Genomic DNA, 13,287 nt, shown 5'->3' with positions numbered 1-13,287 from the left:
TCACATCCGGTAGACCGGCCGCGGGCCGGTATCGCGCGTCTCGCCAGCCGAGAGCGCGAGGCACAGGCCGAGCACGTCGCGCGTCTGCGCGGGCTCGATGATGCCGTCGTCCCAGAGCCGGGCGGTCGCGTAATAGGGGTCGCTTTGCTCCTCGAACTGGGCGCGGGTGCGCCTGTCGAGATCGGCGATGGCCGCTTCGTCGGCCGCCCCCTTGAGCGATTGCCGGCGCAGCTCCGTCACCACGGTTGCTGCGACCTCCGGGCTCATCGTTGCGATGCGGGCATTGGGCCAGGAGAACAGGAAGCGGGGCCTGAAGCCGCGACCGCACATGCCGTAATTGCCGGCGCCATATGAACCGCCGATCAGCACAGTGTATTTCGGCACCCGCGCATTCGAGACGGCATAGACGAGCTTGGCCGAATGCTTGGCGATGCCGCCACGCTCGGCCTCGGTGCCGACCATGAAGCCGGTGATGTTCTGCAGGAACAGGAGCGGGATCTGGCGCTGGTCGCAGAGTTCTATGAAATGCGCGCCCTTGATCGCGCTTTCCGAGAACAGCACGCCATTATTGGCGAGGATGCCGACTGGATAGCCGTGGATATGGGCGAAGCCGGTGACGAGGGTTGCGCCGTAATCCGGCTTGAAGGCGCTGAAGGCGCTGTCGTCGACCATGCGCGCGATCACCTCGCGGACGTCATAGGGCCGGCGCAGATCGGTCGGCACGATGTCGGTGAGTTCAGCCGCGTCGAGCTTCGGTGCAGCGGGAGCCTGCGGCGGCGGCGTGACCTTGCCGATCTCGCCCAGCGCCCCAACGATCTCGCGCAGCTTCGCCAACCCCTCCATCTCGGTCTGGACGAGGTGGTCGCTGACGCCGGAGACCAGCGTGTGCATCTCCGCTCCCCCCAGCGTCTCGCCATCGACGACCTCGTGGATCGCCGCCTTCACGATCGGCGGGCCGCCGAGATGGATGCGGCCGGTGCCCTTGACCATGATCACCTGGTCGGAGAGTGCCGGAATATAGGCGCCGCCTGCCGTCGCGCCGCCGAAGACGATCGAGATCTGCGGGATGCCCGCCGCCGACATCCGGCACTGGTTGTAGAAGGAGCCGCCGAAATGGTCGCGATCCGGGAAAACGCGGTCCTGCTCCGGCAGGAAGGCGCCGCCGCAATCGACGAGATAGAGGCAGGGCAGGCGATGCTCCCCGGCGATCTCCTGTGCTCGGAGGTGCTTCCGCACCGTCTCGGCGAAGAAGGAGCCGCCCTTCACCGTCGCGTCATTGGCGATCAGCATGCAGGCGCGGCCCTGCACGATGCCGATGCCGGTGACGATGCCGGCGCCCGGCACCTCGTTGCCATAGAGCCCGTAGGCCGCGAGCGGCGAGAGTTCGAGGAAGGGCGTCTGCGGGTCGAGCAAGAGGTCGATGCGCTCGCGCACCATGATCTTGCCGCGGGATTCATGCCGCGCGCGCAACTTTTCGCCGCCGCCCTGCGCGACGAGGCCGTGCCGCTGGCGCAACGTCTCCAGCATGGCTGAGAGCGGGGGAGGGGGTGTCGCGGTTTGCGATGCTGTTTCAGGCACGGACGCACTCCTCCAAGGTCGCCGTCATTCCGGGCGCAGCGAAGCGGAGGCCCGGAATCCATCGAAGGGCATTGTGCGCTACGATGGATTCCGGATCGGCGCCGCTGTCGCGGCTTGTCCGGAATGACGGGGCCGTCGATCCAAGGTGAATGCCGCGGCTTGATCTCGCTGCGACATTCACCTACCGTCCGGTAGGTAGTCAGATCGCGGCGCTGCGGTCAAGCAGGGAGGAAGCCATGTCGGCCGTCGAGAAACTTGCAGGCGAAGGCGCCCGTCGTTCGCCCTATTTCACCGAGGAGCACGAGGCGCTGCGCGATCAGGTCCGCCGCTTCGTCGAGGCCGAGATCAAGCCGCACGCCCTGAAATGGGAGGAGGACGGCTTCGTCCCGCGCGAGGTGCTCAGAAAGATGGGCGCGCTCGGCTTCTTCGGCATCCGCTACCCGGCGGAGTATGGCGGCTCGGAGATGGACACGCTCGCGACGGTGGTGCTGGCGGAGGAGCTGGGGCGCTCGACCTTCTCGGGCGTCGCCATCACCGCACTGGTCCACACCGACATGGCCTCGGTCCACATCGCCAATGCCGGCAGCAAGGCGCAGAGGGACAAGTACCTCCCGGCCATCATCGCCGGCGAGAAGATCGTCGCGGTCGCCGTCACCGAGCCCGATGCAGGCTCGGATGTGAAGGGCATCCGCACCACCGCGCGGCGCGAGGGCGACCATTACATCCTCAACGGCGCCAAGATGTTCATCACCAACGGCGTCCATGCCGATCTCTACTGCGTTGCAGCCAAGACCGACCCGGCGGCTAAGCCCTCGCAATCGGTCTCCATCTTCCTCGTCGAGAAAGGCACGCCCGGCTTCACGGTCTCGCGTGCGCTCGACAAGCATGGCTGGCGCTCCTCGGATACCGCCGAGCTCTCCTTCGTCGATTGCCGCGTGCCGGCCGAAAACCTGCTCGGGCAGGAGGGGCGCGGCTTCTACGCGATCATGAGCAACTTCCAGAACGAGCGCACGGTCATCGGCGCCATGGCGATCGGCGAGTCGCAGGCTGCGATCGACCTGACGCTGGACTATGTGAAGACGCGAAAAGCGTTTGGCGCGCCGCTTTGGGAGAAGCAGGCGATCCGCCAGCGCCTCGCCGAGCTCGCCGGCAAGGTCGAGGCCGGGCGCCAGCTCGTCTACCACGCCGCCTGGCTGGATGCGCAGGGCTTCGACGCCACCCGTGAAGTCTCGATGGTCAAGGCCTACTGCGGCGAGCTGGTCAACGATGTCATGTATGACTGCCTGCAGTTCCACGGTGGGATGGGCTATATGCGCGAAAGCGCGATCGAGCGCATGACCCGCGACGCCCGCGTCCAGTCCATCGGCGGCGGCGCCACCGAGGTGATGCTCGAAGAGGTCGCGAAGCGGCTGTGAGTGTCGCGGCGGACAAGGACGCGACCCGGGCCGAGGGCGGCTCGCGCCGCCAGATCCTCGACCACGCCGCGCGGCTGCTGCGCAATGGCGGCTACCACCAGACGACCTTGCGCGAGATCGCCGAGGCCGTCGGCATCCGCAAGGCGAGCCTCTACTACCACTTCGCCTCGAAGGAGGAGATCGTCGAGGCGGTGGTGAATGACGGCGTCCGCTTTGTGCACGAGGGTGTCGTCGCCGCATTGGCTGAGACGGAAAGCGCGGCTCCCAGCGTGCGGCTGGAGGCGGCGATCCGCGGGCATCTCGCGGCGCTGCATGGCCATGGCGATTACACCTCCGCCAGCATCAAGGTCTTCAATTTCGGCGCTGTGCCGGCACCCGACAGCGTGCGCGCCGTGCGCCGCGCCTATGAGGAGGTCTGGCGGCGCCTGATCGCCGAACTGCAGCAGGCTGGTGCGCTGCCGGCGGAGCGCGCTCCGGACGTCCTGCGCAATTTCCTGCTCGGCGCCCTCAACGGCTCGACGGATTGGTACCGGCCGGAGCGCCACGACATCGCGACGCTGGCGCGCGAATTCGCGGCACTGATCTCGCCTGCGGGCGCTTGAGCGTTTCGTCCCCAACGCAGGGGCGGCCGGCGCGGAACGACTGGCGATGCCCGGGCAGGTTGCTACGATGGCGGCGTGACCGCCGCTGTCGAGGCGGCTCAGCCTAGAGGATTTGCCAGCCGATGCGTGCCTTCTACCACCCCGACCAGGCGCTCCATGATCCCCAGCAATATATGCGCTTCGGCAAGGTCGTCGCGCCCAAGGACCTGCCGGAACGGACGGAAAAGCTGCTCGGCGCACTGGCGAAGCATGGCATCACGCCGGAGCGGCCGGCGGAGCATGGCGTCGAGCCGATCCTGAAGATCCATGACGAGGGCTTCGTCGATTTCCTGCAGAGTGCCTGGCGGCGCTGGCAGGAGCTTCCGTCGGAGCGCGGTCCGGAGGTCTGGCCGAACACCTTCCCTTATTGGAGCGGGCGTCCGGACGAAGATGTCCGCCCGCCCTGCCGCCCGACCGGCTTCATCGGCCAGCTCGGCTGGTATCTCGGCGATCTCTCGGTGCCGATCGGCGAGCATTGCTGGCATTCGACCTTGCGCTCATCCGAGACCGCCGTGTCCGGCGCCGACGCGATCCTTGCCGGCGAGCGCGCGGTTTATTCGCTGTGCCGTCCGTCCGGCCATCATGCCCGCGCCGATCGCGCCTCGGGCTTCTGCTACGTCAACAACACGGCGATTGCCGCCCAGCGCCTGCGCTCGACATTCGGCAAGGTCGCGATCCTCGATGTCGATGCCCATCACGGCGACGGCACGCAGCAGATCTTCTATCGCCGCGACGATGTGCTGACGATCTCGGTCCATGCCGACCCGGCGAACTATTATCCCTTCTACACCGGCTATGACGACGAGCGCGGCAATGGCCCGGGCGAGGGCTTCAACCTCAACCTGCCGCTGGCGCATGGCGCGGGCGGGGCGGAGATGCAGGCGGCGGTCGACCGCGCCGGCAGGGCGATCCGCGAATTCGGCGCCGAGGTGCTGGTGGTCGCGCTCGGCTACGACGCCCACAAGGACGACCCGATCGGCGTGCTGAAGCTGGAAGCGAGCGATTTCGGCACGATTGGTCGGCAGGTGAAGGGCTTCGGCCTGCCGACGCTGGTCGTGCAGGAGGGCGGCTACGCCATCGAGGCGATCGGCGACTGCCTCGACGCGTTCCTGGGTGAGTTCGCTCGCTAGAGCATCGGCCCGAAAAGTGGCATGCGGTTTTCGGGAAAAGCCGATGCCTGAGGACCAAGCGCCGGCGTCACGTCGCCAGGTAGTCGTGCAGCACCCGGCCATAGGGCAAGGTGAAGTCGACGACCTGGTGGCGGGCGCTCACGATCCGGCGCACCGGAAAATCGGCGACCCGGCAATTGACGTGAGGGATGAGGTGTAGCCTTGCCTCGCCCTCCCAGGCACCATGCACGGTGATGTCGGTGAGGTTATAGCCGACGAGCTGCGCGATTTTCGGCGAGCCGTCGACATCGGGAAGCAGCTTCAGGTTGACGTTCAGGCCGGCGATGCCGTCGCGAACCTTGTCGAGCTGGTCCTCGAGGCTGCGGTGCTTGTAGGTCATCGTGCCCATGGCCACGCGCTCGCCATCATAGTGCAGCGTGCCGGTCAGCGTGTCCTTCATGACCTTGAGCCGCGGCACGCCGTATTTCTTGGGAAAGCCCCAGATCTCGCGTCCGCCGGTGATGGGCGGCTCGTCGTCGAGATACATCTGGACGGAGAAGTTGCAGGGCTCGTCCTTGTAGAGCGCGCGGATGCCGGTGCCGCTTTCCTCGTAATCGCCGAAACCGGACGAATCCGGCATTTTCATCCACTCGTAGAAGACGAGGTTGCCGGGCGCGGGCTCAAGCGGCTCGGGCAGCGCCGCGCGGATCACCTCCGGGTCGGTTTCATAGGTGATGATGAGGTATTCGCGCTTGATGAAGCGGTTCGGCGGATGCGGGTAGCTCGGGCTGAAGACCGGCATCGACGGCGCTTTGAGGATCTCGTCCCGGTTCATGCTGGTCGCTCCTTCTCGAAATCAGCCGCAACTCTGGCAGGGGCACTGCGACAGATTGATGGTGACCGGACGAAACGGGAAGCCTTTCCTCACGGCTCGCGCAAAGATGGCCCTCCACCCCGAGACCTGTTGTTGGGGGTGAAGGGCGTGTTTCTCGAACGGCCTCTCAGATCGCCGCCTCGATCAGGAACGGCCCCTTCTTGGCCAGCGCGGCCTTGAACAGGCTGGTGAACTCCTCGGCCGTGGTGGCGCGGGCGGCTTCCACGCCCATGCCCTTGGCCATCATCACCCAATCCAGCGCCGGCTCGTCGATATTGAGCATCTGCGTGGCGTTGCGGCCGAAATCATTGACGCCGACGGCGCGCATCTCGCCATGCAGGATCTGGTAGGTCCGGTTGGCGAAGACGACGGTGACGATGTCGAGATTCTCGCGGGCCTGCGTCCATAGCCCCTGCACCGTGTACATGCCGGAGCCATCGGCCTGCATGCCGATGACCTTGCGGTCGGGGCAGGCCACGGCCGCGCCGACGGCGAGCGGAATGCCTTCGCCGATCGCCCCGCCGGTGAGCTGGATATAGTCGTGCTGCGGCGCGCTGTGGCAGTCGAAATAGAACATCCGGCCGGAGGACACCGACTCGTCGCAGATGATGCAGTTCTCCGGCAACAGCGTCGAAACGATGCTGCAGACCTTGTCGGCATCGAGCGGGCCGGTCGGCAGGCCGGGCTGCTCCTTGCGCGGCGGCGCGATGAAGGCCGGCGCCGTCTTCGTCGCGCCCATCTCCTCGGCGAGAGCGGTGATCGCGGCAGGCAGATCGTCGCCGGGCTGCGCCAGCGCCGTGACTTCGCAACCGTCATGGACGAGCCGGCCCGGCTTGCCCGGATAGGCGAAGAAGCCGACGGGAGTCTGCGCGCCGACCAGCACGAGATAGTCGACGTCCTTGAGCTGCTCGAGCGCCTTGTCGATGGGATAATGGATCTTGGGGATCGCGACGCGGCCGGCGCCGCGCTGGATGCGCCCGTTCGACATCTGGGCGAATATCTGCGCGCCCGTCGCGGCGCAGATGCGTGCGGCCATTTCCATCGGCTTCTCGCGCAAAGCGAGGCCCGTCAGCATGATCGCGGCGCGTGCCCCATGCTGGCGCAGGCCGGCCGCGACCTCGCGGATCACCGCTGAATCGACGCTCTTCAGCGCCGGCAGCTTAACCGGCTTCAGCGCGGCGGGCTCGACGCTGTTCCAGGCGCAATCGGCCGGCAGGATGACGGTGGTGACGCCCGGCAGCGTCAGCGAGGCGACATAGGCTTCCTCGATCGCCGGGCCGACATCCTCGGCCGAAGCGATGCGGCGCACGAAATGCGACATCGGATGCGCCAGCGATTCGATGTCGCTGGTCAGCGGCGCATCATGGACGAGGTGGTAGGTGGCGTGATCGCCGACGACGTTGATCATCGGCGTGCGGGCGCGCCTGGCATTGTGCATGTTGGCGAGCGCGTTCGCCATGCCCGGCCCGCAATGCAGCAAGGTGGCGGCCGGCTTGTCGGCCATGCGGGCATAGCCATCGGCGGCGCCGGTCACCACGCCCTCGAACAGGCCGAGCACGCAGCGCATCTGCGGCTTGCGGTCGAGCGCCGCCACGAAATGCATCTCCGAGGTGCCGGGATTGGCGAAACAGACATCGACATCGTTGACCAGCAGCGTGTCGCAAAGGCGGTCGGCGCCATTCATCCCGGAAACCTCGAAGGCTGGAAGAGAACAGAGGCGATGCGCCTCGGACGGTGAGGGGAGGAAATTGCGCAGCCTGTGTCAAACGAGAGAATGTCATGGCTTCCCCAAGCGGCTGTGATCGGCGGCTTGACGGTTTTGCATAGGCATTTAACCTGATTTGGAACGAAGGTTGCATCCGGCCGCGAGCTCTGGCGTCGTGGATGACGGGTCAGTCAAAAAGCAGGGGAAGGGTTTCCACCATGGCAGTCTTCAAGCGCGTCAGTGCCGGCCTCGGCTTCGGCCTCGCTACTCTCCTGGCGGCGGGCGCGGCCCAGGCGCAGACGAAGGTCGCGATCGGCATTTCCGGCTGGACCGGCTTCGCGCCGCTGGTGCTCGCCAAGGAGGCCGGCATCTTCGCCAAGAACGGTCTCGACGTGACCATCAAGAAGATCCCGCAGAAGGACCGCCACCTCGCCATCGCCTCCGGCGACATCCAGTGCGCCGCGACCACGGTCGAGACCTGGCTGGTCTGGGACGCCGCCGGCATCAAGACGAAGCAGATCTTCCAGCTCGACAAGAGCTACGGCGCCGACGGCATGGTGACGCGCAACACCACGGCCTCGATCAAGGATCTGAAGGGCAAGACGGTCGCGGCCTCGGCGCCGGGTACCTCGCCCTATTTCGCCCTGGCCTGGATGCTCAAGGAGAACGGCCTCTCCGTGAAGGATGTGAATGTCGTCAACATGGAGCCGGGTCCGGCGGCGCAGGCCTTCATCGCCGGCCAGAACGACGCGGCGCTGACCTATGAGCCCTATCTCTCGGCCGTGCGCGACAAGCCCGATGCTGGCAAGATCATCGCCACCACCCTCGACTATCCGATGGTGATGGACACCTTCGGCTGCACCCCGGCCTTCCTCGCCGACGAGAAGGCTGCGGCTGCGCTGACCAAGAGCTATTTCGAGGCCGTGGCGATGATCAAGAGCGATCAGGCCAAGGCCTATGAGATCATGGGCGCGGATGTGAAGCAGACCGGCGAGCAGTTCGGCAAATCGGCGGCCTATCTGCGCTGGTCGGATGCCGAGGGGAACCGGAAGTTCTTCGCCGGCGACTGGCAGGCCTTCAACGCCAAGGCCGCAGATCTGCTGTTGGAGATCGGCCTGATCAAGGCCAAGCCCGATCTGGCCACGCTGGTCGATACGAAGTTCGTCGAAGGCAAGTGAAGGATGAAGCGGAACCACGACCGTCATTCCGGACAAGCTGCGCAGCAGCGCAGATCCGGAATCCATCGGAGGGCTCGGCGCTCTAGGATGGATTCCGGGGCAAGCCCGGAATGACGGCGCGGTTATCGCGGAAGACATCACGCCCTGAACAACGAATGCCGCCGGTGTTGCCCGACGTGCTCGAACCCGATCTGCGCGTCGTCTTCTGCGGCACGCAGGCCGGCGCCGTCTCGGCGGCGCGCGGTGCCTACTATGCCGGGCCGGGCAACAAGTTCTGGAGCGTCATCCACGAGATCGGGCTGATTCCGGAACGGCTCGCCCCGGAGCGTTTCCGGGAGCTGCCGCGCTACGGCATCGGCCTCACCGATGTCGCCAAGCTGACATCGGGGCCGGATTCGGCCTTGCGCGGCGCCCATTTCGATGCAGAAGGGCTGCGTGCGCGGATCGCCGCCCATCGCCCGCGTTATGTCGCCTTCAACGGAAAGCGTGCGGCGCAGGCGGCGCTGGGAGCGGCTGCCGGTTCAATTGCCTATGGCCTGCAGCCCGGCACCTTCGCCGGTTCGGGCATTTTCATCCTGCCCTCGACCTCCGGCGCGGCCGCCGGCTTCTGGTCGATCGAACCCTGGAAAGATCTGGCGCGCGCCATGACCGGAACCGAAACCCCATGAAACCGCTCAGACCCGTCTCAGGCGGCGCGCGCGTCGGCTACGGCCTCGCCTTCTTCGCGCTCTTCGTCGCGCTCTGGTCGGTCGCGACCTTCGGCGGCTATGTCCAGCGGCTCTTCCTGGCCGATCCGCTGACCATGGTCGGCGAGGGCTGGAGCCTGATGACGCGCTACGGCTTCAGCTTCGACATCATGATGACGATCTGGCGCGTCGTCGGTGGCTTCGTCATCGCGGCGGTGGTGGCGCTGCCGCTCGGCATCCTGATGGGCGCCTACAAGCCGATCGAGGCGTTCCTCGAACCCTTCGTCTCCTTCGCGCGCTATCTGCCGGCCTCGGCCTTCATTCCGCTGCTCATCCTCTGGGCCGGCATCGGCGAAACGCAGAAGCTCCTCGTCATCTTCCTCGGCTCGGTCTTCCAGCTCATCCTGATGATCGCGGTGGCGGTCGGCGGGGTCCGGCGCGATCTGGTCGATGCCGCCTATACGCTCGGCGCCAGCGACCGCTCGGTGGTGCGCCGCGTGCTGCTGCCGAACGCGGCGCCGCAGATCGCCGAGATCTTCCGCCTCGTTCTCGGCTGGGCCTGGACCTATGTCATCGTCGCCGAATTGATCGGCTCGTCCTCCGGCATCGGCCACATGATCACCGACAGCCAGGCACTGCTCAACACCGGGCAGATCATCTTCGGCATCATCGTCATCGGGTTGATCGGCCTGATCTCGGATTTCCTGTTCAAGGCGGTCAACCAGCGCCTGTTTCCGTGGGCCAAGCTGTGAGCAAGCTCGTCATCGACAAGGTCGGCAAGGTCTTCCCCGCGCAGCGCGGAGGCGAGCCGACGCGGGCGCTGATGCCCACCTCGCTCAATGTGGCCGACAATGACTTCATCACCATCCTCGGCCCCTCCGGCTGCGGCAAGTCGACCTTGCTGCGCATCATCGGCGGGCTGGAGACGGCGAGCGAGGGCCGCATCCTGCTCGATGGCGCGCCCGTCGCGGGGCCGGGCGCCGATCGCGGCTTCGTCTTCCAGAGTTACACGCTCTTCCCCTGGCTGACGGTGCAGCAGAACATCGCCTTCGGCCTGCGCGAGAAGGGCGTGCCGGTCGCGGAGCGCATGAAGATCGCGCGCGACTGGGCGGTGCGCGTCGGGCTTTCTAGTTTCGTGGACCACTTCCCGAAGCAGCTCTCGGGCGGCATGCAGCAGCGCACGGCGATTGCCCGCGCGCTCGCCAACGATCCGAAAATCCTCCTGCTCGACGAGCCCTTCGGCGCGCTCGACAACCAGACCCGCGCCCTGATGCAGGAAATGCTGCTCGGCATCTGGGAGCGCGAGCGGAAGACGGTGCTCTTCGTCACCCACGACATCGAGGAGGCGATCTTCGTCGGCTCGCGCGTCGTGGTGATGAGCGCGCGGCCAGGGCGGATCAAGGCCGATATCGCGGTCGATCTGCCGCATCCAAGGCCGTACACCATCAAGACGACGCCGGAATTCGTCGCGCTGAAGGAGCGACTCGTCGAGGAGATCCGGGCTGAGGTCATCGCGGCCGATCCCTGAGCGAGAGCACTACCAGCGGTTGAGGTGGCTATGCTTTCCTTGCGTGATGTGTGTGCTTTGCCTGCGCTGTCATGACGCAGGCGAGGGGCAGCCTTGCGCGCAAATGGAGTTACGGCGACAATTTCGCTTGCCATCTTTTGAACAACAAGGGGGCACTGCCAATGGTGGGGCCAATGCGTTCACTGGTTGCAAGAATGCTGTCGCGGCTGGCGATCGAGCCGCGGATCGATGTGGTTTTCCCCGATGGAACGTTGCAATCCGTCGGGCGAGGTTGCGCACCGCGATTGCGGATGCGGATTGTTGACACGCCTACGGAACTCAAGCTCGCGCTCAATCCCGAGCTCGCTTTGGGCGAGGCGGTGATGGACGGGCGCGTCGTCGTCGAGCAGGGCTCGCTCTACGATCTGCTCGATGCGCTGGTGACCGCGGTGCACAAGGCGCGCCCGCAAGGCTGGGGCAAGACGCTCGACGGCCTGCGGACGGCAGTGCGCCGCTTCCACCAGCACAATACGCCGACACTGGCGAAGCGGAATGTCGCGCACCACTACGATCTGAAGAGCGATTTCTTCAAGCTCTTCCTCGATCCGGACATGCAGTACTCCTGCGCCTATTTCGCGCGGCCGGAGATGACGCTTGCCGAGGCGCAGCTTGCCAAGAAGCGCCACATCATGGGCAAGCTCGATCTGCAGCCGGGCCAGCGCGTGCTCGATATCGGTTGCGGCTGGGGCGGCATGGCGCTCTCGATCGCCGGCGAAACCGGCGCCTCCGTCACCGGCATCACGCTCTCGGAGGAGCAGCTCGCCATCGCGAAGCATCGGGGCGCAGAATCCGGCCTGCCCGTCGAGTTCCGCTTGCAGGACTATCGTCACCTGACCGAGAGCTTCGACCGCATCGTTTCGGTCGGCATGTTCGAGCATGTCGGCGTCGGCTATTACCGCGACTATTTCCGCAAGGTCCGCGAATTGCTGACCGATGATGGTGTCGCGCTGATCCACACGATCGGCCGCAGCTCGCCGCCGGGCGCGACCAACCCCTTCATCGCCAAATACATCTTTCCGGGCGGCTATATCCCCGCCATGTCGGAGGTTTCGGCCGCAGTCGAGAAGGAAGGGCTCGTCATCACCGATGTCGAGGTGCTGCGCCTGCATTATGCCGAGACGCTGAAGGTGTGGCGCGAGAACTTCCTCGCCCGGCGCGACGAGGCGGTGGCGATGTATGACGAGCGCTTCGCCCGGATGTGGGAGTTCTATCTCGCCGCCTCCGAAGCGAGCTTCCGGCACGACGATCTGGTGGTGTTCCAGTTCCAGCTCGCGAAAAAGCTCGACGGCCTGCCGATCACGCGCGGCTATATCGAAGAGCGCGAGGGCGAGCTTGGGCGCAAGCCTGCGCAGGCGAAGGTTGCCGAGCCGGCCTAGCCCGGCTCCGGCCCGACATAGCGGGCGCGAGGCCGGATCAATCGTCCGGTCTCGCCCTGTTCCAGCGCATGCGCGATCCAGCCGGCGCAGCGCGCGGCGGCGAAGATCTGGAAGGATACATCCGGGGCGAGTCCGAGTTCGCTCGCAATCGCCGTCAGTACGAAATCGATATTCGGCTCCTCGCCGGTCAGCGCCGTGACGGCCCGGCGCGTCTCCTCATAGGCCGGTGGTAGCGAGAAGGCCGTGAGCAGCGCCCGCGCCCGCGCATCGCCATCGGGGTAAAGAGGATGGCCGAAGCCGGGCAGGGGCATGCCGGTCGCCAGCCGCGCCGAGACCGCCATTTCCACGCCTTCGCTTGCGATCTCGCGCATCAGTCCGAGGACGCGCGGCGTCATCCCGCCATGCAGCGGCCCGGACAGCGTCGCGAGCCCCGCCAAGATGCAGGCGGCCAGCGAAGCGCGCGTCGAGGCCGCGACCCGGACGGAGAAGGTCGAGGCGTTGAGCTCGTGGTCGGCCAGCAGCACGAGTGCGCGGCGGATCAGATCGGCGCCGCGTTCGTCGCAGCCCCAGGCCAGCGCCAGCCGGTGATGGATCGGCCCCTGTCCCGGCCGCCCGGCGATGGCGTCGACGAGCGAGTCGATGACGGAGGCAGCCTCGAGATAAAGCGCCTTCTTCGTCCGGCCGGCCATGGCCGGGTCGCTGGCGGCGCGGGCGGCGATCACCGCGAACATGCGCTGCCGGGCCGGCGCCTCCGGCACGATCGTGAACAGCGGCGGAAAGCGCTGCGAGCCGCAATCCCAGAGCAGCCGCGCGACATCCTCCAGCTTCGCCATCTCGGCCAGCTTTTCCGCATCCTGCCCGCGATACCAGAGCTTGCCGCGCTGGATCGTGGCGATGCCCGAGGCCAGGATCGGCTCGCCGAAGGCGATCGCATCCTCTGCGATGGCCGCCGGTTTCCGCCCCCGCGCCTTGCGATGCTCCAACCGCGCCACATCCTCGGCTCGGTAGAGCCGACGGCGCGAGTCGCCCGCATCGCCGCGCGCCTCGATCAGCCCGCGGCTGACATAGGCATAGAGCGTCTGCGGCTTCAGCCCGAGCCGCTGCATCACCTGTTGCGCCGTCAGCCAGTCGGTCATCGAAAAATACATTGATTATATT

At 66.4% G+C, this 13,287-nt stretch carries 12 protein-coding genes; 8 read left to right on the top strand and 4 right to left on the bottom strand.

The features are described 5' to 3' along the window. On the bottom strand, positions 1-1,527 hold the full coding sequence (locus GGC47_RS04040) for an acyl-CoA carboxylase subunit beta (RefSeq protein WP_142020534.1): 1,527 nt from the start codon (positions 1,525-1,527) through the stop codon (positions 1-3). 287 nt (positions 1,528-1,814) lie between these two features. Here GGC47_RS04040 and GGC47_RS04035 point away from each other — a divergent pair, with 287 nt between their 5' ends. The 3 genes from GGC47_RS04035 (at position 1,815) to GGC47_RS04025 (ending at position 4,764) form a co-directional block, all read left to right on the top strand. Then, on the top strand, positions 1,815-2,993 hold the full coding sequence (locus GGC47_RS04035; protein WP_142020017.1) for an acyl-CoA dehydrogenase family protein: 1,179 nt from the start codon (positions 1,815-1,817) through the stop codon (positions 2,991-2,993). After that, entirely contained in the window at positions 2,990-3,595 is a 606-nt protein-coding gene (locus GGC47_RS04030; protein ID WP_142020019.1) for a TetR/AcrR family transcriptional regulator, read from the top strand. The genes GGC47_RS04035 and GGC47_RS04030 overlap by 4 nt, the downstream gene beginning before the upstream one ends. A gap of 122 nt (positions 3,596-3,717) precedes the next feature. Continuing rightward, complete coding sequence (locus GGC47_RS04025; protein WP_142020021.1) at positions 3,718-4,764, top strand: histone deacetylase family protein; 1,047 nt, start codon at positions 3,718-3,720, stop codon at positions 4,762-4,764. A 67-nt stretch (positions 4,765-4,831) separates the two neighbouring features. Here GGC47_RS04025 and GGC47_RS04020 read toward each other — a convergent pair whose 3' ends face one another. Both GGC47_RS04020 and GGC47_RS04015 read right to left on the bottom strand, forming a co-directional pair. Continuing rightward, positions 4,832-5,578, bottom strand: a complete 747-nt coding sequence (locus GGC47_RS04020; protein ID WP_142020023.1) for an acetoacetate decarboxylase — start codon at positions 5,576-5,578, stop codon at positions 4,832-4,834. A gap of 166 nt (positions 5,579-5,744) precedes the next feature. Then, positions 5,745-7,301, bottom strand: coding sequence for an acetolactate synthase large subunit (locus GGC47_RS04015; RefSeq protein ID WP_142020025.1), 1,557 nt, complete (start codon positions 7,299-7,301; stop codon positions 5,745-5,747). Positions 7,302-7,540: 239 nt separating this feature from the next. On the opposite strand from GGC47_RS04015, the gene GGC47_RS04010 reads away from it, so the two are divergent. From GGC47_RS04010 to GGC47_RS03990, 5 genes are all read left to right on the top strand, one after another. After that, positions 7,541-8,500 (top strand): ABC transporter substrate-binding protein, encoded by a 960-nt coding sequence (locus GGC47_RS04010; RefSeq protein WP_210245549.1) that lies wholly within the window; start codon positions 7,541-7,543, stop codon positions 8,498-8,500. Between the two features lie 155 nt (positions 8,501-8,655). Next, positions 8,656-9,168 carry a mismatch-specific DNA-glycosylase gene (locus GGC47_RS04005; protein WP_142020029.1) on the top strand — a complete coding sequence of 171 codons (513 nt, stop codon included), beginning with the start codon at positions 8,656-8,658 and terminating at the stop codon, positions 9,166-9,168. After that, complete coding sequence (locus tag GGC47_RS04000) at positions 9,165-9,938, top strand: ABC transporter permease (protein ID WP_038360769.1); 774 nt, start codon at positions 9,165-9,167, stop codon at positions 9,936-9,938. Before GGC47_RS04005 ends, GGC47_RS04000 begins: the two co-directional genes overlap by 4 nt. Then, positions 9,935-10,714: an ABC transporter ATP-binding protein gene (locus tag GGC47_RS03995; protein ID WP_185747771.1), complete on the top strand. Its 780-nt coding sequence runs from the start codon at positions 9,935-9,937 to the stop codon at positions 10,712-10,714. Before GGC47_RS04000 ends, GGC47_RS03995 begins: the two co-directional genes overlap by 4 nt. A 173-nt stretch (positions 10,715-10,887) precedes the next feature. Further along, positions 10,888-12,129, top strand: coding sequence for a class I SAM-dependent methyltransferase (locus tag GGC47_RS03990; RefSeq protein WP_465247588.1), 1,242 nt, complete (start codon positions 10,888-10,890; stop codon positions 12,127-12,129). On the opposite strand, the gene GGC47_RS03985 is transcribed toward GGC47_RS03990, so the two are convergent. Further along, positions 12,126-13,265, bottom strand: coding sequence for a citrate synthase family protein (locus GGC47_RS03985; protein ID WP_142020035.1), 1,140 nt, complete (start codon positions 13,263-13,265; stop codon positions 12,126-12,128). The two genes, GGC47_RS03990 and GGC47_RS03985, sit on opposite strands and share 4 nt — an antisense overlap. Positions 13,266-13,287 lie beyond the last annotated feature (22 nt).

The sequence above is a fragment of the Allobosea sp. OAE752 genome, from assembly GCF_050433265.1.
Lineage (GTDB): Bacteria > Pseudomonadota > Alphaproteobacteria > Rhizobiales > Beijerinckiaceae > Allobosea > Allobosea spartocytisi.
This window is presented reverse-complemented; position numbering and strand designations above follow the sequence as displayed.